At 67.9% G+C, this 22200-nt stretch carries 20 protein-coding genes and 2 pseudogenes; 9 read left to right on the top strand and 13 right to left on the bottom strand.

Annotated elements, in window-relative coordinates; all coding sequences use genetic code 11:
- Positions 1-30 precede the first annotated feature (30 nt).
- Both NVV99_RS03910 and NVV99_RS03905 read right to left on the bottom strand, forming a co-directional pair.
- Entirely contained in the window at positions 31-774 is a 744-nt protein-coding gene (locus tag NVV99_RS03910) for an SDR family NAD(P)-dependent oxidoreductase (protein ID WP_019289045.1), read from the bottom strand.
- Between the two features lie 34 nt (positions 775-808).
- Positions 809-1729 carry a 3-oxoacyl-ACP reductase gene (locus NVV99_RS03905; RefSeq protein ID WP_260782754.1) on the bottom strand — a complete coding sequence of 307 codons (921 nt, stop codon included), beginning with the start codon at positions 1727-1729 and terminating at the stop codon, positions 809-811.
- 203 nt (positions 1730-1932) lie between these two features.
- Between NVV99_RS03905 and NVV99_RS03900 the strand changes: the two genes are divergently transcribed.
- The 7 genes and pseudogenes from NVV99_RS03900 to NVV99_RS03870 all read left to right on the top strand — a co-directional run bounded on the left by NVV99_RS03900 (position 1933) and on the right by NVV99_RS03870 (position 9258).
- Entirely contained in the window at positions 1933-2550 is a 618-nt protein-coding gene (locus NVV99_RS03900; protein ID WP_260782753.1) for a TetR family transcriptional regulator, read from the top strand.
- Positions 2551-2668: 118 nt separating this feature from the next.
- Entirely contained in the window at positions 2669-3832 is a 1164-nt protein-coding gene (locus tag NVV99_RS03895; RefSeq protein WP_260782752.1) for a steroid 3-ketoacyl-CoA thiolase, read from the top strand.
- Positions 3833-3863: 31 nt separating this feature from the next.
- Positions 3864-6053, top strand: coding sequence for an acyl-CoA dehydrogenase (locus tag NVV99_RS03890; RefSeq protein WP_016691873.1), 2190 nt, complete (start codon positions 3864-3866; stop codon positions 6051-6053).
- 5 nt (positions 6054-6058) lie between these two features.
- Positions 6059-6928 carry a MaoC/PaaZ C-terminal domain-containing protein gene (locus tag NVV99_RS03885; RefSeq protein ID WP_024100576.1) on the top strand — a complete coding sequence of 290 codons (870 nt, stop codon included), beginning with the start codon at positions 6059-6061 and terminating at the stop codon, positions 6926-6928.
- Positions 6925-7581: a PaaI family thioesterase gene (locus NVV99_RS03880; RefSeq protein ID WP_016691875.1), complete on the top strand. Its 657-nt coding sequence runs from the start codon at positions 6925-6927 to the stop codon at positions 7579-7581. Before NVV99_RS03885 ends, NVV99_RS03880 begins: the two co-directional genes overlap by 4 nt.
- 41 nt (positions 7582-7622) lie before the next feature.
- Positions 7623-8040: pseudogene (locus NVV99_RS03875) on the top strand (SDR family NAD(P)-dependent oxidoreductase).
- A 36-nt stretch (positions 8041-8076) separates the two neighbouring features.
- Positions 8077-9258, top strand: coding sequence for a S9 family peptidase (locus NVV99_RS03870; RefSeq protein ID WP_071934762.1), 1182 nt, complete (start codon positions 8077-8079; stop codon positions 9256-9258).
- A gap of 9 nt (positions 9259-9267) precedes the next feature.
- Here the strand turns inward: NVV99_RS03870 and fdhD are convergent, their stop codons facing one another.
- Positions 9268-10098 carry a formate dehydrogenase accessory sulfurtransferase FdhD gene (gene fdhD / locus NVV99_RS03865; protein WP_024100579.1) on the bottom strand — a complete coding sequence of 277 codons (831 nt, stop codon included), beginning with the start codon at positions 10096-10098 and terminating at the stop codon, positions 9268-9270.
- A 300-nt stretch (positions 10099-10398) separates the two neighbouring features.
- Between fdhD and NVV99_RS03860 the strand changes: the two genes are divergently transcribed.
- Positions 10399-11736: an ammonium transporter gene (locus tag NVV99_RS03860; protein WP_024100580.1), complete on the top strand. Its 1338-nt coding sequence runs from the start codon at positions 10399-10401 to the stop codon at positions 11734-11736.
- Positions 11737-11819: 83 nt separating this feature from the next.
- Here the strand turns inward: NVV99_RS03860 and NVV99_RS03855 are convergent, their stop codons facing one another.
- The 10 genes and pseudogenes from NVV99_RS03855 to NVV99_RS03810 form a co-directional block, all read right to left on the bottom strand.
- Positions 11820-12467 carry an XRE family transcriptional regulator gene (locus NVV99_RS03855; protein ID WP_024100581.1) on the bottom strand — a complete coding sequence of 216 codons (648 nt, stop codon included), beginning with the start codon at positions 12465-12467 and terminating at the stop codon, positions 11820-11822.
- A 128-nt stretch (positions 12468-12595) separates the two neighbouring features.
- Positions 12596-13786, bottom strand: a complete 1191-nt coding sequence (locus NVV99_RS03850; RefSeq protein WP_260782751.1) for an FAD-binding oxidoreductase — start codon at positions 13784-13786, stop codon at positions 12596-12598.
- Between the two features lie 57 nt (positions 13787-13843).
- The gene (locus NVV99_RS03845; protein ID WP_252174077.1) at positions 13844-14404 is read right to left on the bottom strand and encodes a HutD family protein; all 561 of its coding nucleotides are present in this window, start codon (positions 14402-14404) and stop codon (positions 13844-13846) included.
- Complete coding sequence (locus NVV99_RS03840) at positions 14405-15634, bottom strand: allantoate amidohydrolase (RefSeq protein ID WP_260782750.1); 1230 nt, start codon at positions 15632-15634, stop codon at positions 14405-14407.
- Positions 15635-15680: 46 nt separating this feature from the next.
- Positions 15681-17009 (bottom strand): FMN-binding glutamate synthase family protein, encoded by a 1329-nt coding sequence (locus tag NVV99_RS03835; protein WP_006551158.1) that lies wholly within the window; start codon positions 17007-17009, stop codon positions 15681-15683.
- Positions 17010-17051: 42 nt separating this feature from the next.
- A complete protein-coding gene (locus tag NVV99_RS03830; RefSeq protein WP_230787650.1) occupies positions 17052-17750 on the bottom strand; it encodes a protein glxC in 699 nt (232 codons plus the stop codon).
- A gap of 53 nt (positions 17751-17803) precedes the next feature.
- Positions 17804-18691, bottom strand: coding sequence for a glutamine amidotransferase (locus NVV99_RS03825; RefSeq protein WP_039586900.1), 888 nt, complete (start codon positions 18689-18691; stop codon positions 17804-17806).
- 44 nt (positions 18692-18735) lie between these two features.
- Positions 18736-20115 (bottom strand): type III glutamate--ammonia ligase, encoded by a 1380-nt coding sequence (gene glnT, locus NVV99_RS03820; RefSeq protein ID WP_260782749.1) that lies wholly within the window; start codon positions 20113-20115, stop codon positions 18736-18738.
- 202 nt (positions 20116-20317) lie between these two features.
- Positions 20318-20725: pseudogene (locus NVV99_RS03815) on the bottom strand (acyl-CoA dehydrogenase family protein); the annotation flags it as partial.
- Entirely contained in the window at positions 20637-21491 is an 855-nt protein-coding gene (locus NVV99_RS03810; RefSeq protein ID WP_080678443.1) for an amidase family protein, read from the bottom strand. The gene NVV99_RS03810 and the pseudogene NVV99_RS03815, both read right to left, overlap by 89 nt.
- A 327-nt stretch (positions 21492-21818) precedes the next feature.
- Between NVV99_RS03810 and NVV99_RS03805 the strand changes: the two genes are divergently transcribed.
- Positions 21819-22196: an ethanolamine utilization protein gene (locus tag NVV99_RS03805; RefSeq protein WP_024100589.1), complete on the top strand. Its 378-nt coding sequence runs from the start codon at positions 21819-21821 to the stop codon at positions 22194-22196.
- Positions 22197-22200 lie beyond the last annotated feature (4 nt).

Here is a 22200-nt window from a genome sequence, read left to right as displayed (position 1 = left end):
GTTGGCGGTCGAATCCGGTCCGTCGGTGGATCAGCGCAGTGTGATGGTCCCGCCGTCGACCATGAGTGTCTGGCCCGTCATGTAGGACGCATCCTCACTGGCCAGAAAGACCGCGACACGGCCGATATCGGCCTGCGGGTCACCGAAGCGGTGCATCGGGGTCTTCGCCAGTAGCGCCTCCTCGACGCCGGGGTTGGCCGCGATGTACGCCTCGACGCCCTCGGTCAGTGCCAGAGGCGAGATGACGTTGACATTGATGTCCTCCGCGGCCCATTCGTTCGCCGCGACCCGGCTGATCGCCCGGATCGCTTCCTTCGCAGCGGCGTACGAACTCTGCGTGGCGCTCCCGTCGATCCCGGCTCCCGACGCGAAGTTGATCACCGACCCCTTGTTCGCGGCGAGCTGGGCGTGCGCTGCCTTCATCAATCGGAAGGTCGGATAGAAGCCCGTGCCGAACGACAGGTCGAGCATCTCCTGTGTGGTCTCGAGCAGTGGCGCCTGCCGGGACGCGTGCGCGTTGTTGACGAGCACGTCGAGCTTTCCGAAATGCTCGACGGCGTCCGCGACGATCGTCTCGGCGCTCGACTCGTCGGAGATGTCCGCGTACAGGAATTTCCCGGCTTCGCCGACCTCGGCTTCGAGGGCTTCACCCGCGGGCCGGTCGATGTCGACGAACAGGACGCGGGCACCCTCGTCCACGAATGCTCTGACGATGCCGCGCCCGATCCCTCCGGCGCCACCGGTGACGATCGCAACCTTGTCTGCAAGCCTCATGGCGTGCTCCCTTCGTGGGTCCGGTGTCAAGCGATCAGTCGACGGCCAGCGCGGCCTTCTCGAGTTCCGCGATGCTGTAGGCGGCGTAGGTCTCGTACGGGCCGCGGCCGGTGAAGTACGACGAGAGCTGCTCGTCGAGTTCCTCGACCGTGAATGCCGAACCGGCGGCGTCGAAGCGGTTCTCGACGGTGGGTGCGGCCATGAGCGCGACCATCTTGCCGTACACCACGAACACCTGTCCGGTGATCTCCGAGGACGCCGGTGAGGCGAGGTAACGCACGAGGGTGGCCACGCGCTCCGGCGCCAGGGGATCGAGTCCGGTCGTGGCGCCGGCCTCGCCGAAGGCCTCAGCGGTCATCGCGGTGCGTGCGCGGGGGCAGATCGCATTCGCGGTGACGCCGTATCGCGCCAGCCCCTGCGCCGTGGACAGTGTCAGAGCCGTGATGCCTGCCTTCGCAGCGGAATAGTTCGGCTGTCCGGCGGAACCGAAGAGGAAGGCCTCCGACGAGGTGTTGACGACGCGGCCGTAGACCGGTCCACCCGCAGCCTTGCTCGCCTGACGCCAGTGCACCGCCGCCGCATGTGAGGTGGCGGCATGGCCCTTGAGGTGCACTCGGATCACGTCGTCCCAGTCGGACTCGGTGAGGTTGAAGATCATCTTGTCGCGGATGATGCCCGCGTTGTTGACGAGGATGTCGAAGGACCCGAATGCCTTGACCGAGTCCTCGACGAGGCGACCGCCGAGAGCCCAGTCGGACACGTCGCCGGTGACGGCGATGGCCTGGCCTCCCGACGCGACGATTTCCTCTGCCACCTCGTGCGCCGCGTCGCCTATGTCGTTGACGACGACGGCGGCACCGGCCTCGGCGAGGGCGAGGGCTTCGGCGCGGCCCAGGCCGGTCCCGGCGCCGGTCACGACCGCCGCGCGCCCGGCCAGACTTACGGATTCACCCATGGAACGTCTCCTGTTCGATTGCGGCGGTTCGTCAGTGCACCGCGCCGGAATTAGTATTCATTCTAGTCTCGGGTGGTGGTCGGTCCACCCACGGGACAGGTCCCACTGGCCGGGATCAGGCGGGATACGAGACGTGCCCACCTGGAACGTTCGTCGCCGGCAGTGGTCGATGCGCCACCGGTCGTGAAGGGGAGGAGCCGAGCATGCCCAGACTTGCGGAGGCCCGGGACGCCGCAGAACCGAGTTCGGCGGAACAGCATGCGCGATACGGCAGGATCATCGATGCTGCTGCGCATCTGGGTGCGATGAAGGATCTCGAGCGCGTCCGGATGCAGGAGGTCGCCGAACTCGCCGGTGTCGCCATCGGGACCCTCTACCGCTACTTTCCGTCCAAGACCCATCTGTTCGTCGCGGTCATGGTGGATCGGATCGATCGGATGGGAATCCACCTCTCCAGGCGCTCGCAGTCGTCCTCGTCGCCTGTCGACGTCGTTTACGACGCGTTGCTGCAGGCCACCCGGGCGCTTGTGCGCACTCCGTTGCTGGCGAACGCGATGATCCGATCCGCCGCGTCGTCGAACGCCGCCACCATTCCCGACGTGGCGAAGATCGACCAGCACTTCGACGGACTGTTCCTGGCCGCCGCGGGTATCGCGGAACCCACGGTGCGGGACGCAACCGTCGTGCGGTTGGTCGTGGCGCTGTGGTTCGGTCTCGTCCAGTCCGCGCTCAACGGGCGGATATCGATCCCCGAGGTCGAGTCCGATCTGCGCGACGCGTGCGACCTTCTGCTGGTCGATCTGCCCGCCGGTACGCGCTGACGGGCAATTCTCGAAGACCGCATTCCGCAAGGCCCGTCCCGCTCGGTGGGACCGTGCGGGAAACTGCGGTCACCGTAACTAGAATAAATTTCAATATCTTCGAGAGCTGGGAGTGGGCATGAGCAAGGTCGTCATCGTGGAGGCCGCGCGGACACCGATCGGTCGTCGTCGCGGACAGCTGGTCGGGGTCCACCCCGCGGTGTTGCTCGGTGCCGCCCAGAAGGCCGTTCTCGACCGCACCGGACTGCCTGCCGACCAGGTCGGTCAGCTCGTCGGGGGCGCCGTGACCCAAGCGGGGGAGCAGTCCAACAACGTGACCCGCCAGGCCTGGCTCCACGCAGGTCTCCCGTACACGACCGCCGCGACCACCATCGACTGCGCATGCAGTTCGTCGCAGCAGGCGGTCCACATGGTGGCCGGACTGATCGCGTCCGGGCAGATCGACGCGGGAATCGGATGCGGCGTCGAGGTGATGAGCCGCGTGTTCCTCGGTCAGGCCAACGCACCGGGCACCGGCAACCCCTATCCGGACGACTGGTCGATCGACATGGGTGACCAGTTCACCTCCGCCGAACGGATCGCCCACAAGCGCGGCATCAAGCGTGACGACGTCGACGCCCTGGGGCTCCAGTCGCAGCAGCGCGCCGCGGCCGCGTGGGCCGAAGGCCGGTTCGATCGCGAGATCGTCCCGGTACAGGCGCCGGTCGTGACCAAGGAGGGCGAGCCCACCGGTGAGATCGCGACCGTGACGCGTGACGGAGGTCTTCGCGACACCACCGCGGAAGGACTCGCCGGTCTCCGGCCGGTCATCGAGAACGGAATCCACACCGCCGGAAACTCCTCCCAGGTCAGCGACGGCGCGGCCGCTGTACTGCTGATGAGCGAGGACAAGGCGCGCGAGGCGGGTCTGCGGCCACGTGCCCGTATCGTCGCGTCGACGCTCGTCGGTTCGGACCCGTACTACCACCTCGACGGCCCCATCGACGCGACTCGCGCGGTACTCGAACGCACCGGAATGTCCTTGTCCGACATCGACATCGTCGAGATCAACGAAGCCTTCGCTTCGGTCGTGTTGTCCTGGGCTCAGGTCCACGGGGCCGACATGAGCAAGGTCAACGTCAACGGCGGTGCCATCGCGCTCGGTCATCCCGTCGGTTCCACCGGCTCGCGACTGATCACCAGTGCACTGCACGAACTCGAGCGTTCGGGCCGTTCGACGGCGCTGGTCACGATGTGTGCGGGTGGCGCGATGGCCTCCGCCACCATCATCGAGCGCATCTGACGCCGGACATCTTCTACCCAAAGGACCCGTAATGACTCTGGGATTGAGCGACGAGGACCGCGAACTCCGCGATTCCGTGCGCGGCTGGGCGGCGCGACACGCCACACCCGACGTGATCCGCACGGCCGTCGAAGCGAAGACGGAAGCCCGCCCGACGTACTGGAGCTCGTTCGCCGAACTCGGCATGCTGGGATTGCACCTGCCCGAAGAGGTCGGAGGCGCCGGTTTCGGACTACTCGAAACGGCGATCGTCGCAGAAGAACTCGGACGGGCCATGGTGCCGGGCCCGTTCCTTCCGACCGTGATCGTGTCCGCAGTCCTCGACGAGGCCGGCCGTCGCAGCGAACTCGACGGGCTCGCGGACGGTTCGCTGTTCGGTGCGGTCGCCCTGCAGCCGGGGGACCTGCGCGTGGAGCGCGACGGCGATTCCGTCACGCTCTCGGGAACCTCCGGTGTCGCCCTCGGCGGCCAGGTCGCGGATGTGTTCCTGCTCGCGGCCGACGACGGTGGTGAGCGGGTATTCGTCGTCGTGACCCGCGACCGGGTCGAGGTCACGAACCTGCCCAGCTACGACGTGATCCGCCGCAACGCCGAGATCACCGTGAGCGCCCTGACGTTGTCCGACGGGGACGTGCTGAGATCGGACCCGCATCGGATCGTCGATATCGCCGCGACCTTGTTCGCCGCCGAGGCCGCCGGTCTCGCGGACTGGGCGACCACCACCGCCGCGGACTATGCGCGGGTCCGCAAGCAGTTCGGCCGTGTCATCGGACAGTTCCAGGGTGTCAAGCACACCGTCGCCCGGATGCTCTGCCTCACCGAACAGGCTCGGGTCGTGGCCTGGGACGCAGCGCGAGCGCGGCGCGAGGACGTGCCGGACGACGAGGCGTCGCTGGCCGTGGCGGTCGCCGCGTCCATCGCCCCGGAGGCCGCCTTCCAGGTCACCAAGAACTGCATCCAGGTGCTCGGCGGTATCGGCTACACCTGGGAGCACGACGCGCACCTGTACATGCGCCGCGCGCAGTCCCTCCGGATCCTGCTCGGCTCCACGGCGTCGTGGCGGCGCCGGGTCGCCCACCTCACGCTCGACGGTGCCCGCCGCGTGCTGAGCGTCGATCTTCCGCCCGAGGCGGAACGGATCCGCGCCGACGTCCGTGCCGAACTCGAGCCGGCGAAGTCGCTGGAGAACGCAGCGCGGAAGGCGTATCTGGCGGAGAAGGGCTACACCGCTCCCCACCTGCCCGAACCGTGGGGGAAGGCCGCCGACGCCGTCACGCAACTCGTCGTCGCCGAGGAACTGCGCGCCGCCGAACTCGAACCGCACGACATGATCATCGGCAACTGGGTGGTGCCGACCCTGATCGCGCACGGCAGTACCGAGCAGATCGAGCGATTCGTCCCGCAGTCGTTGCGCGGGGATCTCGTGTGGTGTCAGCTCTTCTCCGAGCCCGGCGCCGGGTCCGACCTTGCGGGCCTGTCCACCAAGGCCGTCAAGGTGGACGGCGGATGGAGGCTCGATGGCCAGAAGGTGTGGACGTCGATGGCGCGGGTCGCGGACTGGGGCATCTGCCTCGCCCGCACCGACGCGGAAGCGCCCAAGCACAAAGGCCTGTCCTACTTCCTGATCGACATCAGGAACACCGAGGGGCTCGACATCCGGCCGCTGCGGGAGATCACCGGCGAAGCCCTGTTCAACGAGGTGTTCCTCGACGGCGTGTTCGTGCCCGACGAGTGCCTCGTCGGCGAGCCCGGGGACGGATGGAAGCTCGCCCGTACCACCCTCGCGAACGAACGCGTCTCCCTCTCGCACGATTCGACTTTCGGTGCCGGCTGCGAGACCCTCATGGCGCTCGCGAACGGTATGCCCGGTGGGCCGGACGACGAACAACTCACCGTCCTCGGCAAGGTTCTCGGCGATGCCGCGTCCGGTGGCCTCATGGGTCTGCGTACCGCTCTGCGGTCCCTGGCCGGTGCACAGCCGGGTGCCGAGTCCTCCGTCGCCAAGCTCCTCGGCGTCGAGCACCTCCAACAGGTCTGGGAGACCGCGATGGACTGGGCCGGTACTGCGTCGTTGCTCGACGACCAGGACCGAACCTCGGCGACCCACATGTTCCTCAACGTGCAGTGCATGTCCATTGCCGGTGGGACGACCAACGTCCAGCTGAACATCATCGGTGAGAGGCTTCTCGGCCTGCCCCGCGATCCCGAACCCGGAAAGTGACGCCCATGCCCATCGATACCGATGTCGCGCTCTCCGCTGCGCCCACCGTCCGCGATGCCTCGTGGACCGAACGCGATGTGATCCTCTACCACCTCGGTCTGGGTGCGGGTGTCGACTCGCTCGATCCCGCCGAACTGCGGTGGGTGTACGAGAAGGACCTGCGGGTCCTGCCGACCTTCGCGATGGTCGCTGGTCAGGGTGTCTCTGCCGGTGCGGTGACACCGGCCGGACTGAGCCTGCCGGGAATCGACATCGACCTGCGCAGGATCCTGCACGGTGGCCAGTCCGTCACCGTGCACGCCCCGATCCCGATCTCGGGTTCGGCGACCGTCTCGTCTCGCATCTCCGATGTGTGGGACAAGGGCAAGGCCGCCGTGATCGTGCTCGAACAGTCCGCAGTGGATGCCGACGGAAACCCGTTGTGGACCAGTGCGATGCAGATCTGGGCGCGCGGTGAGGGCGGCTTCGGCGGAGACGCCGGGCCCCATGTGTCGAACGCAGTGCCGGAACGGGACGCCGACAAGACCCTGGTGTCACCTACGAGCACGCAACAGGCACTGGTGTACCGGCTCAGTGCCGACATGAACCCGCTGCACGCGGATCCCGAATTCGCGAAGACAGCCGGTTTCGATCGGCCGATCCTGCACGGACTCGCCTCGTACGGTGTCGTGTGCAAGGCCGTCGTCGACGGTGTGCTCGGTGGAGACCCGACCCGGGTCCGGTCGTTCTCGGTCCGCTTCGCCGGCACGCTGTACCCCGGGGAGACGATCGAGACGGAGGTCTGGCGAGACGGCGACACCCTCACCCTGCTCGCCACATGTCCCGAGCGCGACGGGCAACCGGTGCTCACCCACGCCACGATGGAGATTCGATGAGAGTCGACCCGGACACCCACCCCGTCGTCGGACACGCGCCCGACGGTACGGTTCTGACCTCGGCACCGCAGGACACCGCCGTCGACCGCGCCACCGCCGCCGCGCGGCGCGTGGTGGACGCGTTGCTGCGCACCGACCGTGGCAACGCGAATCTCGAGCGGGTCGCCGAAGAGCTCGACAATATCGCCGAGCACCTCGAGGAACACGCTCCCGAAGTGCGGGAGCGACTGATCGACATGTGGCACGGGGAGGGCGTCACCCGGCACGATCCGGTCACCGGTCCGGAGAACGCGCTCGCTCCGCCGCTGGTGTTGGCCGGTCGCGAAGACGGATCGGTGGAAGGCGTCGTCGAACTGACCTTCCCGTACCAGGGCCCGCCCGGGCACGTGCACGGCGGAGTCTCCGCCCTCCTGCTCGATCACACGCTGGGTGTGGCGAACGCCTGGGCCGGGCGCAGCGGCGCCACCGCACAGCTCAACGTGCGGTACCACCGGCCGACCCCACTGTTCGAGCCGCTGACGATCACCGGTCGTCTGGTCGAGCAGGACGGCCGCAAGATCAACACGGTCGGCGAGATCAGGACCGCGGACGGCACGGTGTGCGTGTCCGTGGAGGCGCTGTTCATCGACAGGACGGTTCCCCGTCCTCGCTGACGGCCTGCGCCGCACACGCCGTCGTATCGGAAAGGAACGGCATGGGGAAGTTGGACGGGCGGGTGGCGATCGTCACCGGCGCCGGGATGGGGATCGGCCGCGGATTTCGTCCCGACCGACGTCACCGACCGCGAACAGGTGCACGCCATGGTGGATGCCGCGGTGCGCGAATTCGGCACTGCGCAGCACGACCGTACTGCGGCTCGGGAATGGGCGCCGAAACAGGTGTGCTGCAACGTGATCTGCCCCGGCGTGCAGAGCGCGGCATACCGACGGGTGGCGGCGGCCGACCCACAGATGGCCGCCACGCAGGCCGCGGCGAACCCGATGGGCCGCATCGGCGACCCTCTCGACGACATCGGCGCGGTCGCAGCCTTTCTCGCGAGCGACGACTCCCGCTATCCCACAGGCAACACGCTGTTCGTCGACGGCGGTAGCCACGTCAACGGCGTGCAGTGAGCGCCGAACGTGGACTGACATCCCAACGGAGGATTCATGCTCTCCCGTACTTCCCGGCGTGTGATGGCAGTACTCGCCGCAGCGTCGATGCTCGGCATCACGTCCTGCTCCGGCTCCGGCGACGACGCCGAGGAGACTGCAGGGGGACCCGGCTCCCTCGTCACCGAACGCACCCTCACCGGTACGGCGGCGCTTCCCAGCGCGTCGCGAACGCATCTGATCACCTACCTGTCCGATGGTGCCGATCGGCGCCCCACCCTCGTTTCGGGCACGGTCGCGATCCCCGAGGGAGAAGCGCCCGCCGGAGGCTGGCCCGTGATCAGCTGGGCGCACGGCACCACCGGGGTCGGTGACGCCTGTGCGCCGTCCGCCGACACCCCCGGTGGTCCCGCCCACTCCTACATCAGCAGGACGACTGCCATGCTCGACCGGTGGGTCGCAGACGGTTACGCCGTGGTCCAGACCGACTACGAAGGCCTCGGCACACCGGGCGGACATCCCTACATGAACGGAGACAGCGCAGCCGACAGTGTCGTCGATATCGTGCGTGCCGCTCGTCAACTCGATCCGGCTATCGGCACCCGATGGATCGCGATGGGACACAGTCAGGGCGGGCACGCCGCGCTGTATGCGGCGGCTCGTGGCACGGAACGCGCCCCTGAACTCGAACTGCAGGGCGCGGTCGCCTTCGCCCCGGGCAGTCGCACGAGTGAGACGGCCGAGTACTACGCGACCGCCGGACCCGCGATCGGTCCGGCGCTCGGGTTCCTGCCGGTGCTGCTGCTCGGAGCGCAGGCGGCGGACCCGAGCATCGACGCCGACGCGATGCTCACCGACGCCTCGCGCCCCTTGCTCGACGCCGCGCGCACCGGGTGCATGGACGACATCCGCGAGGTGGCGAGCACGGTACCGGTGGATCAGGTGTTCGCTCCGGATGCGGACCTCGAACCGCTCCGTGAGTACTACGCCGGTCAGGAGGTCGAACCGCTCACCCTGAGGGTGCCGACGCTCGTCGTGCAGGGAAGCGACGACGCGCTGGTACTGCGTCCGGTCACCGATCAGGTGACCGCGGCGCTGTGCGGCAACGGAGCCGACCTGAGCTATCGGGTATACGACGGAGCCGATCACCGAGCGGTACTCGAGGAGTCCGTCGACGACGTGCGGGCGTTCGTCGACGGAGTACGCGCGGGCGAGGCGCAGGACGGCACGTGCGGTTGATGCCGCCGATCAGTCGGTCTTGATGCGTTCGGGGACGGTGTAGACGTTCATCGTGTCGCCGCGGAGGAAGCCCACGAGGGTGAGGTCGGACTCCGCGGCGAGATCGACGGCCAGCGACGACGGCGCCGAGACCGCCGCGAGCACGGGGATCCCGGCCATGACCGCCTTCTGCACGAGTTCGAACGAGGCGCGTCCGCTCACCATGAGCACGCTGTGCGAGAGCGGCACCCGGTTGTCGGTCAGGGCCCAGCCGATCACCTTGTCGACGGCGTTGTGCCGGCCGACGTCCTCGCGCAGGGCCAGCAGCGCCCCGTCGGGGGTGAACAGTGCGGCCGCGTGCAGACCGCCGGTCGACTCGAAGACCTGCTGGTGCCGACGCAGCGTGTCGGGCAGTTCGGTGAGGGTGTGCGTTCCGATAGAGGTGGTGCCGGCATCCTTCAGTGGATATCGCGTGCGCGTGCGCACCTCGTCGAGCGAGTTCTTCCCGCACACCCCGCACGCGGAGGTCGTCGTGAATGCGCGTCGCCCCGTCCCTTCGGGGACGGTGACGCCGGGCGCGAGGGCGACGTCGAGAACGTTGTAGGTGTTGGCGCCGCTCTCGGCCACCCCGTCGCAGTAGCGAACGGCGGCGATGTCCTCGCGACTGCCGATCATCCCTTCGGCCAGCAGGAATCCGTGGACGAGATCGACGTCGTGACCGGGGGTGCGCATCGTGATGGTGAGCGACTCACCGCCGACCCTGATCTCGAGCGGTTCCTCGACGGCGAGGGTGTCGGGACGTCGCGTCGCCCTGTCCGCAGTGATGCGCAGTACCGGTCGACGTGTCGTGACCCGTCCCATCGTCTACCTCCCAGATGCGTGCAGCGGTTCGAGCCGTCGTTCCCGCGGAACCCGGGCAGGGCAGGGATACCCGGGTGGCACAGGTTGTGCACACCGCGGGATGCGGCGTCTCGTCCTCCATACTGCCTGCCCGGACGCAACGGCATCCCCGTCCGGTGAACTGCGGTGGCGTTACACGAAGTTCACCCGCGCCTCGCAGGGACATTACAGAGTGGGTCCACTCTCAGGGGACGGTGATGAATGTGGGTCACCGACTGACGTAGGGGTCGTGAACCCCGGGATCGAACAGGGTGGACTTATATGGAACAGGCACTCGCGGCCGCCGATACCGCCTGGGTTTTGGCGGCGTTCACAGCAGTCGTACTGATGGTTCCGGGCCTGGCGCTGTTCTACAGCGGCATGCTCGGAGTCAAGAGCGCGCTCAACATGATCATGATGGTGTTCGGTGGATTCGCCGTCACGGCCGTCCTGTGGGTGCTGTTCGGTCCGGCCGCCGTGCTCGGTGACAGCGTCGGGGGCCTCGGCCTCATCGGCGATCCCTTCACCGACATCGGTCTGGGCTCGCTGCTCGAGGAGGACCCGGACGGAGGGATGCCCGCCGCACTGACCGCGGCCTTCCACCTCCTCTTCGCAGGCATCACGGTGGCGATCATCGCCGGTGGTGTCGCGGACCGGATGAAGTTCTCGGCGTGGCTGGTGTTCTCGGGCATCTGGGTCGTCCTCGTCTACTTCCCGGTCGCGCACTGGGTCTTCGCCTTCGACGACGAGGAAGCGGGCACGAAGGGCGGATGGATCGCCAACACGCTCGCCGCCCACGACTTCGCCGGCGGCACCGCCGTGCACATGAACTCGGGTGTCGCGGCGCTGGCACTCGCCATCGCACTCGGTCGCCGCCGCGGATTCCCGCACGTGGCACGTCCCCACAACCTGCCCCTCGTCGTGCTCGGTGGCGGAATCCTGCTGTTCGGCTGGTTCGGCTTCAACGGCGGTTCGGCGGGCGGCGCCAACCACACGGCCGGTGTCGTCGTCCTCAACACGCTCGTCGCCGCGATGGCCGGCCTGCTCGGCTGGCTGATCGTCGAACGCATCAAGGAGAAGCACGCGACGACGCTCGGTGCCATCTCGGGCGTGATCGCCGCACTCGTGGGCATCACGCCCGCAGCGAGCCTCGTGTCCCCGCTCGGTGCCCTGCTGATCGGCGTGGTCTCCGGTGCCGTCGGCTGCTTCGCCGTGCGCTGGAAGTTCCGCATGGGCTACGACGACTCACTCGACGTCGTTGCCATCCACCTCATGGGCGGCGTCGTAGGCACCACCCTCATCGCCTTCGTCGCGACGGCCGCCGCGCCGGCCGGTGTCGACGGTCTGTTCTTCGGCGGCGGGATCGACTTCCTCGGACGCCAGATCGTCGCGATGGCCGCGGTGTTCGCCTACTCGTTCGCGGTGACCTTCCTGATCGCGAAGGCGCTCGACAAGATCATGGGCATCCGGGTCGACACCGAGACGGAGATGCGGGGCATCGACGTCCCGGTCCATGGGGAGACGGCCTACGTGATGGACTCGTTCTCACCCACCGGTCCGTCGACGCTGCGTCCCGAGGCGTTCGCCGAGGATCGCGACGTGATCGTGCCCAAGTCCTGACCGGCGAGCTTCACCGATCGAACGGCAGGAGCCCTCACCGCCCGGGCGGTGAGGGCTCCGTCGTGTTCACGGTTGCCGGTCGTTCACGGCTGGTGATTGTCGGGATACGCCGTGACGGCGAGGAACCGGATGGGCAGCTTCAGCAGCTCGTTCGGTCCGTGCAACCCTTCGCCGTCGAGGAGCAGGGCGTCGCCCGGTTGCAGGTGGTACTCGGAATCGCCGTGGCCGTAGAGCATCTCGCCCTCGAGCATGTACAGCAATTCCGTGCCGGGATGCTGGAAGAGCGGGAAGACGTCGCTCGCATCGGTGAGGGTCACCAGCACCGGTTCGAGTCTCTTGTGCTGTCCCCGCAGCGCGCCGAGCAGTTCGTAGTGATGGCCCACCCGCGTACCGCGACCGACGATCTCGGCGCCGTGCCCGTTCTTGGTGAACACCGCGTCGCGGTGCGCGTCCGCGCCCCGGAAGAGCGAGGTGACGGGGACGTCGAGGCCGACGGCGAGCCGGGCGAGCGTCGACAGACTGCACGAGGTCTGGGCGTTCTCGATCTTCGAGAGCATCGCCTTGGAGATCCCCACCTTCGCGGCCATGTCGCCGACGGACAGGCCGCTGGCCAGCCGCAACGACCGCACCTGGTGGGCGATCGCGCGCTCGAGATCCACACCCGTCGGGGTGCCGCGCGGAACTTCGCGTCCGGAATCGTCGTACAAGACGGGACGATCTGGGCTGGCCATCTCGTCAGCGTAGCGTGTGTCCACCGGTGGTGAACGCCGCAATGCAGACATGGCGGTGCCCTCCACAGATCCGGACGACAGAGATCCGGCCGGGTCCGTGGAGGGCACGAGTGCTGAGTAGGTGGGGATCAGCGCATCTCGCCGGCGCCTTCGTAGGGGTTGAGACTCAGGAGCAGATCACCCTCCTCGAAGCGGGAGAAACGGAAGTCGTCCGGGTTCACGTTCGGAAGGTCGGTCTTCCCGTCGATCAGCAGGTCGGCGACCAGCTTGCCCACCGCGGGGGAGATCTTGAATCCGTGCCCGGAGAATCCCGTCGCCAGGAACAGACCCTCGACCGGTGCCGGACCGATGACGGGGTTGTAGTCCTCGGTGACGTCGTAGGCACCGACGTACGAACTGGTGATCCGCGGGTCCGGCATGTCGGGAAGTCGGTTGCCGAGCTTCATGATGTTCTTCTCGATCGTCGAGTCGTCGGCGCGGTTCACGTACTTGTCGGGATCGATGTACTGCGGCGTTTGATGATCGGAATTGCCCACCAGGAGTTCACCGTTCGGCTCACGGCAGATGTACTGCAGACCCGCCAGATCGGACAGCACGGGCACCTCCGGGGTCGGGACACCCTGGTCGACGAGAACCAACTGCGCGCGCTGCGCCCGGACGTCGATGTCGACGCCGACACCGGCGACGAGTGCCGGCGTCCACGGTCCCGCCGCGACGACGACCTGCTCGGCGTGCACCTCGGACCCGTCGGCGAGAGTGACGCCGTAGACCCGGCCCGCGGCGTTCTGCAGCAACGACACCACCGGGCTGCTCTGTCGGATCTTCACGCCCATCCGACGTGCCGTTGCACCGAACGCCATTCCCGCCATGTAGGCCTCGCCGCGACCGCCGAGCGGTTCGTAGGCGAACAGGGCGAAATCGTCGAGGTTCAGGCCCGGCCACAGTTCGGCCATCTTGTCGTGGGAGATGAGTTCGGTGGCGATGCCCAGGCCCTGCATCATCTCGATGTTCGCCTCGAGCGGCTTGACGTTGTTCTCCGCGACACCGACGACGTAACCGCACCGGCGGAATGCCATGTCGTCGCCGAAGATTTCGGTCGCCCTGGTGAAAATTTCGACGCCGTACCAGGACATCGCGGCCAGCGAAGGGGTGCCGTAGTGGCACCGCACGACGCCGCTCGATTTACCGGTCATGCCCGAGCAGAGGGTGTCGCGCTCGAGGACGAGGACGTCGGTTTCGCCGCGGTCGGCGAGGGAGTAGGCGATGGCCAGGCCTTCGAGGCCGCCGCCGACGATCAGAAACTTGGTCGTGTCCGTCACCTGAGGATCCTTTGTTCGGTCGGCCTCCGAATCAGGAGGTCGGTGGGGGAGTCGATGTCAGAGGGAGGAAGTGGGTTCGATGCGGACCAGTAGTCCGGTGGCCGACGAGCCTCGTAGGGTGACGGCCTCGCCGCGGATCAGGACGCAGTCCCCGGGCGCAGCTCGTTCGGTACCGGCCTGCACCGAGCCCGATCGCACGTAGAGGGCCGTGACACCATCTGCGGCGGTGTCGCACACCGTGTCGAGCGCGAAGTACCCGACGGCCGCAGTGGCGCCCCCGCGCTCGGTCATGACATTGAATGCACGGGTGGCGCCTCGGGGGACGCAGTGGGGCGCGTCCTCACCGGCGAACGAGTGTGGACGCCACGGATCCAGCGAACGGGGTCCGTGGCCCGAGTCGAGGTCGGCGCCGTGCTCACCGATGACGGTGAAGATCCGTTCCGTGCCGGGAAAGGCCGAGAACTCGCTGGGCTCGGAGCCCAGCTCGGCCACGCTGATCCGCCACAGCGGACGGCCGGAGGGGCCGTCGGGTCCGGTCGCGACCTCCTCCGTGATCCCGGCGCCGTTGCGCCAGGGCACCCGCCGCCGCTCGCCGGGCCGGATCACCTGCGCGGCCACCTAACTGCCCGTCGTCCAGTCCGCCATGATGTCGGCCAGCGCCTGCGCTCCGATGTTGCAATCGTCGGCCTCGGCGAACTCGTGCGGTGAATGCGAGACACCGGTGGGGTTGCGCACGAACAACATTGCGGTGGGAACCTTCTCCGAGAGGATGCCCGCGTCGTGTCCCGCCTGGGTGGGCAGTACCGGGATGTCCCCGAGATGCGACAGCGCGCGGCGCAACCGTTCGCGCGGTCCGGCCGGGAACTCGACGATCGGGGTGATCGATTCGGCGAAGACATCGAGTCCGATCTCGTCCGGCAGGCAGTGTTTGCGGGCCTCGGCCTCGATCTCGGCGACCAGCGTCGTCAGGGTCTCCTCGTCCGCGGCGCGAGCGTCGAGCCAGGCCTTGATCTCGGAGGGGATCGCGTTGGCCCCGTTGGGCAGCACCTCGAGTTTGCCGAAGGTGGCGACCGCACCGGCCGCCGCGGCACACGAGCGGGCGCTGTGCACCGACGAGGCGTAGGCGAGCATCGGGTCGCGGCGGTCCACCAGGCGCGTGGCTCCGGCGTGGTTGGCCTCACCGGTGAAGGTGAACTGCCATCGGCCGTGCGGCCAGATCGACGACGCGACCGCGACCGGTGCATCGACGAGGTCGAGGGCCCGGCCCTGTTCGACGTGAAGTTCGACGTACACCCCGACCCGGTCGACGAGGGTGGGGTCGGTGCCGATGTGTTCGGGCACGCGACCGGCGCGGGTCATGGCCTCGGCCAACGTTATTCCGTCACGATCACGCAGGCCGAGCGCACGCTGCGGAGCGAGCGCCCCGGTGGTGAGCTGACTGCCCACGCAAGCCACACCGAAGCGGGCACCCTCCTCGTCGGAGAACGCGGTGATCGCGATCGGCACGGTCGGGACGATGCCGCGCTCACGGACCAGATCGACCGCGGCGAACGCCGAGACCACGCCGAGTGGTCCGTCGAACGCGCCGCCGTCGGGCACCGAGTCCAGGTGCGAACCGGTGACGAAGGCGTCGGTGGGATCGCCTTCCCAGCCGACGGGGAGCCACCACGCCCACAGGTTCCCGTTCCGGTCCTCTTCGACGTCCATGCCGCGCTCGGCGGCGCAGCCGCGGAACCACTCGCGGAGAGTGAAATCGGCGTCGCTCCAAGCGAATCGGCGATAGCCCCCGGTCATCGGATGCTTACCGACATCCAGGATCGATGCCCAGAGCGTGTCGAAGGCGGTCATATCTTGTGTCCTCTCGGGAAGTGCGGTGGCAGGCCTGTCGCCACGGTCAGAAGGCGCTGCGGCCGGGGATCCAGTCGGTGCCGGCCAGGGGCACCCGAGCCATCGCGGCGGCCTCCATCGTGACCGCGACGAGGTCCTGCGGTTCGAGATTGCGCAGGTGCGACTTGCCGCACGCCCGGGCGATGGTCTGGGCCTCCATGGTGAGCACCCGCAGGTAGTTCGCGAGGCGGCGGCCACCCTCTACCGGATCGAAGCGGGCCTGCAGGTCGGGATCCTGCGTGGTGATGCCGGCGGGGTCCTTGCCGTCCTGGAAGTCGTCGTAGAAACCGGCTGCGGAGCCCAGCTTCTCGTATTCGGCCTGGTACTTCGGATCGTTGTCGCCGAGGGCGATCAGCGCGGCCGTGCCGATGGCGACGGCGTCCGCGCCGAGGGCCATCGCCTTGGCAACGTCGGCGCCGGAGCGGATACCGCCGGAGACGATCAGCTGCACGCCGCCCGGGGTGCGGTGCACACCCATCTCCTGCAAGGCCTGCACCGCCTGGGGGAGCGCGGCCAGGGTCGGGATGCCGACGTGCTCGATGAAGACGTCCTGGGTGGCAGCGGTGCCACCCTGCATCCCGTCGACCACCACGACGTCGGCGCCGGACTTCACGGCGAGCTTGACGTCGTAGTAGGTGCGGGTCGCGCCGACCTTGACGTAGATCGGCTTCTCCCAGCCGGTGATCTCGCGCAGTTCGAGGATTTTGATGGCGAGGTCGTCGGGGCCGGTCCAGTCGGGGTGCCGGCACGCGCTGCGCTGGTCGATGCCCACCGGCAGGGTACGCATCCCCGCGACCCGCTCGGTGATCTTCTGCCCGAGGAGCATGCCGCCGCCACCGGGCTTGGCGCCCTGGCCGAGCACGACCTCGATGGCGTCGGCCTTGCGGAGGTCGTCGGGGTTCATGCCGTATCGCGACGGAAGGTACTGGTAGACGAGGTGCTTGGACTGCCCACGTTCTTCCGGGGTCATGCCGCCGTCGCCGGTGGTGGTGGACGTGCCGACCTCGCTGGCGCCACGCCCGAGGGCCTCCTTCGCGCGACCGGACAGCGCACCGAAGCTCATTCCGGCGATCGTGACCGGGATGTCGAGGTGCAACGGGTACTTCGCGTTGCGGTCGCCGAGGACGACGTCGGTCTCACACTTCTCGCGGTAGCCCTCGAGTGGGTAACGCGACATGGACGCGCCGAGGAAGAGCAGGTCGTCGAAGTGGGGAACCTTGCGCTTGGCGCCCCAGCCACGGATGTCGTAGATGCCGGTCGCGGCGGCACGCTGGATCTCGTGGATGACGTTGCGGTCGAATGTGGCCGACTCACGCAGTCCAGGCTGGAAGGTCATGGAATTCTCCTCGGGGTCGAGCGGCGGAAGAACGTCGGGGCGTCAGTACGCCGAAGCGTTGTCGACGTGGAAGTGGTAGAGCTGACGGGCCGAGCCGTAGCGGGTGAACTCGGCCGGGTCGGCGTCGAAACCGGCCGCGTCGAGCAGTTCCTGCAGTTCGACGATGTGCTCGGGGCGCATCTCCTTCTTGACGCAGTCCGCGCCGAGCGAGGCGACGCTGCCCCGCACGTAGATCCGTGCCTCGTACAGCGAATCACCCAGGGCCTCACCGGCATCGCCCAGGACGACGAGTCGGCCGGCCTGTCCCATGAAGGCGCTCATGTGCCCGATGTCGCCGCCGACGACGATGTCGACGCCCTTCATCGAGATGCCGCAGCGTGCGGCGGCGTTGCCTTCGATCACCAGCAGCCCGCCGTGGGCGGTGGCACCGGCGGACTGCGAGGCGTCGCCGGTGACGCGCACGCTGCCCGACATCATGTTCTCGGCGACACCGACGCCGGCGTTGCCGTCGATGGTCACGTGGGCGTGCTGGTTCATACCGGCGGCGTAGTAGCCGACGTGGCCGTCGATGCGGACGTCGATCGGCCGGTTCAGGCCGCAGGCGAGTGCGTGGGCGCCCTGCGGGTTCGCGACCTCGACCGAAGCCGGGGCCTCTGTCGCGTGCAGTGCCGCATTGAGTTCGCGGGTGGTGGTCGTCGCCAGATCGTAGGTGGCGGTCGGGAGCAGGGTGTCGGTGGTCATGATTACCTCCGTGGAACGGGGTCGGACAGCGGAATCGGGGGTTGTGGCGACCTTCAGCGTTGCCACACGTAGACCCGGTCCGGTTCGGGTTCGAAGATGCGGGCGTCGGCGATGCCGGGAAGTCCTGCCAGAGCGCGGAATTCCGAGGCCATGGCGACGTAGGCGTCGCACTCGGCGACGATCGCGGGCTTGCAGGCGATCGGATCGCGCACCACGGCGAAGGAATCGGATGTTGACACCAGTAGGGTGTAGAACCCGTCGAAACGTTCGCCGAGAAGGCGCAACGCCTTCTCGAGATCCGCGCCCTCCGCCAGGTGCTTGGCAACGAAGCGCGCGCCGACCTCGGTGTCGTTCTCGCTGTCGAAGACCACCCCCTCGTCCTCGAGTTCGCGCTTGATCGACAGGTGGTTGGAGAACGAGCCGTTGTGCACGAGGCACTGGTCCGGTCCCACGGCGAAGGGATGTGATCCGGCAGCGGTGACGGCGGATTCGGTGGCCATTCGGGTGTGGCCCACACCCTGCCATCCGGATGCGGTCGGCAGGCCGAAGTTCTCGGCGAGAATGCGCGGATCGCCGGTTCCTTTGAGGACGGTCACGTCGTCACCGAAGCCGATGACGGTCGCAGTGGGTGCCAGGGCGCGGACGGTGTCGGCGAGCAGAGTGGCGGGGACGGGGGCGTGCAGCACGGTGGTGGGTGCGAGATCGAGCGCACCGACGGTCACGCCCAGTGCGTCGCCGACGATCGTGGCGAGATCCGAGGGGGCATCGAGTACCGAGACCGACGACTCCCCGGCGGGGGAGAAGACCGGGTTGCCGTAGACGGCGACGCCCGCCGAATCCGGTCCGCGGTCCACCATCTGCCCGAGCATTCCGGTGAGCAGGCTGCCCAGTCGGGGTTCGAGCGAGGTGTCCCGCAGATGAAGTCCGACGATTCCGCACATGGTCGTCTCTCCTGTTCGATGGGTAGGGAAGTAGCGAAGACTTCTCAGAAGGCGGTCAGGTAGCTGTCGATCTCCCACGGGGTCACGGTGTTGTGCCAGTGGAAGAACTCCTCGCGCTTGAGTGAGGCGAAGTAATCGGTGACACTCGCGCCCGCCGAATCGAGAGCGCCGGAGACGACCGGATCGGCCTGGAGGGCGTCCATCGCGTGCAGTAGCGTCATCGGCAGGGTCTCCGTGGAACCGCCGGTACCGGGAGTCCCGGGGTCGAGGTTGCGTTCGATGCCGTCGAGGCCGGCAGCGAGAGTCGCGGCGGTGGCGAGATAGGGGTTGGCGGAACCGTCACCGCCGCGCAGTTCGACGCGGTTGGAGTCGGGGACCCGCAGGTAGTGGGTGCGGTCGTTGCCACCGTAGGTCGCGTAGCGCGGCGACCAGGTGGCACCGGAGGACGTGCTGGTTGCACCGGTTCGCTTGTAGGAATTGACCGTCGGCGCGATGACGCCCTGCAGAGCGCAGGCGTGCTCGAGGATGCCGGCGATGAACGAGTAGGCGGTCTTCGACAGGCCCAGGCCGTGCGGGTCGGATGCGTCGGGGAAGGCAGAGACGCCGTCGCTCCACAGCGACAGGTGCATGTGCATGCCCGATCCCGTGCGGTCGGCGAACGGCTTGGGCATGAAGGTTGCGGTCATGCCGCGCTGCTCGGCGAGCACGGAGATCAGGTAGCGCAGGGTGACGACCCGGTCGGCGGTGGTCAGGGCATCGGCGTACTGGAAGTTCTGCTCGAACTGGCCGTTCCCGTCCTCGTGGTCGTTGGCGTAGTTGCCCCATCCGAGGATGTTCATCGCCGACGAGATCGACGTCAGGTGCTCGTACATGCGGGTGACGTCGCGGGCGTCGTAGCAGGGCTGGCGGGAGGTGTCGAGGGCGTCGGCGGTGCGCAGGGTTCCGTTCTCGTCGCGCTGGACGAGGAAGTACTCGATCTCGGTGCCCACCTTGACGCTCAGGCCCTTGGCGGCGGCCTGCGCGAGCACGGTCTTGAGGATCACCCGCGGGGCGTACGGCCAGGGCTTGCCCTCGACGTAGGGGTCGCAGTGGACCAGCGCCAGGCCCTCGCGGACGAAGGGGATGGGGGTGAAGGACGAGACGTCGGGGATGGCGACCAGGTCGGGGTCCTTGGGGACCTGGCCCATAGAGCCCGCGGCGTAGCCGGCGAAACCGACACCGTCGGTGGCGAGCTCGTCGACGGATTCGACGGGAACCAGCTTGGCGCAGGGCTTTCCGGACAGGGTGGTGAAGACGGCGAGGATGAAGCGGGTGCCGGTCGCGTGTGCGAGCTCGGCCAGACCGGCGGTGCCGGAGGTCTCGGGGGACCGGCCGTTCGTGGACGGGAGGCGCAGCACGGATGTGTCGGTGGCTTCCAGCGTCATGGGGGCTCCTCGGTTCGACGAAGTTTCACTGTAGGAATCGCTGTCGAATAGAAGGAAACACGGTATCCATGACGAGCGTGTTACGCAACCGTGAGATCGCGGTGACGCTTGGCGTGGAAACCGCCCTGTATGCGAACGACAAACAGCGGCGGGACGGTCGAAGGACCGTCCCGCCGCTGCGATGTTCGTGTGAGCGAGGGTTCTATCGGAGACCGAACGAGTTCCCGATGATGTCGCGCTGGATCTCGTTGGTTCCGCCGTAGATCGTCGCGCCGAGGGCCGCGCGCACGTGCTGCACCATGTCGAACTCGGTGGAGTAGCCGTAGCCGCCCATCATCTGCATGCACTCGAGGGCCGTGTTCTTGGCGACCTCCGTCGCCTCGAGTTTGGCCATCGACGACGCCCGCGCCAGACCCTAGGGGTCGTCGAAGGCACGTTCGGCGACGCCGAGCATCTGGGCGGCGAGGATCAGCCGCTCGGTCGCCGGCCCGGGCATGAGCTGGGACCAGCCCTGGCCGACCTCACCGACCACCGAGTCGGCGGGCAACTCGCAGTCGGAGAAGTAGAGGTCGTCGACCTCGGTACCGTTCAGGGTGTCGATGCCCTTGACGGCAACGGTGCAGGAAATCGTCCATGCGGAGGAGGAATCCGTCCAGTGCCCGCGGGCACCGGCGACCTCGGCGCTGGTCAGCTGCATCGCGGCTCGCGGACTCGCCCGCTCGTAGCGGGGTCAGCAGCTCCGGATCGTCGAGCAGATGGGCGCGTTCGCGCAGCCCGTCGTCGAGCACGAGCGGCCCGAAGATCTCGTTCCACCCCTGGATCGGGATGTCGGTCTCGACGACCTCGTGCCCGAGATCCGACAGGATTCCGGCGACGGTCTCGACGGTGCGGGCGACCGCGGGATCGACCGGACGTCCGTCCGGGCGCCGGAAGAAGGCGATCCGCCGGTGCCGCACCGTGGTGCGTTCGAAGGTCGTCTCGGCGAGGATCTCCGTCATGATGCGGGCGTCGTCCACCGTCCAGGCCGGCGGGCCGGCAGTGACGAAATCAGTCATCGCGCGGAAACCCCGTTCGTCCGCGCACGATCCGGTGGTCGGCTTGAACCCGACGAGTCCGCTGAAGGCCGACGGGATGCGGATGGACCCGCCGCCGTCCGAGCCGAGCGCGATCGTCGCGAGACCGGCGCCGACGGAAGCCGCGGCGCCACCGCTCGAACCGCCCGGCGTACGGGACGGATCCCACGGGTTCCCGGTCTCCCGGTCGAGCAGGTTGTCGCTGGTCGCGGACTGGCAGAACTCGGGTATGTGGGTCTTGCCGGGCATCACCGAGCCCGCGGCGCGCAGCCGGGCGACGGCACCGGAGTCGGACCGGGCGATCCGCCCGCGCTGGGTCGGCCTACGTCTGGTACGCGCAGGACGCCCTGCAGGAGACGCCCATACCGCTCGAACGGGCCGCCGAGATCGTCACGCGTATCCGGCATCGCGCCCTCTTCGATCCCGGCCGCTGACGGATGTTCCGTCCAGGCTCCGGGGAACCTCCTCGAGGGTCCGGATTCCCTTGCCCTCGAGAGGAATCGGTTACGCGCGTTAACAGAACTGCAACCATCGCTGCGTTTCTTCCCATTATCGTCTGTTTCACGTCAGCGATCGACGTTCTCGTTGCACACCGCGCGTTCGCGCATTCCTTCCCTTTGAGGAGTTGCCATGTCCGAGACCATCACCGTGCCCGCATTCCGAGTGACCTCCGGTTTCTGGAAGAACCTCCCGCAGATGTCGGTCGACGAGTTCCCGGGAACGAAGGGCTACATCGACGACGTCCACCCGAATCCCGAAGGCTGCCCCATGGCCTCCGGCTACTTCCGTCTCGAACCCACCGAGGCGCCCCTCGACTACACCTACGAATACGACGAGATGAAGGTCGTCCTCGACGGCGAGTTCCGCCTCGAGAACCTCGACACCGGCCAGGTCGAGATCGCCCGTGCGTACGACGCGATCTTCTTCCCCAAGGGATCTCGCATCCGCTTCACCACCCCCGAAGGCGCGCTCGCCTTCTACGTCGGCCTCCGCTCCTTCGCGCCCTAGGAGA

Source organism: Rhodococcus sp. PAE-6 (assembly GCF_025290685.1).
Lineage (GTDB): Bacteria > Actinomycetota > Actinomycetes > Mycobacteriales > Mycobacteriaceae > Rhodococcus > Rhodococcus pyridinivorans.
This window is presented reverse-complemented; position numbering and strand designations above follow the sequence as displayed.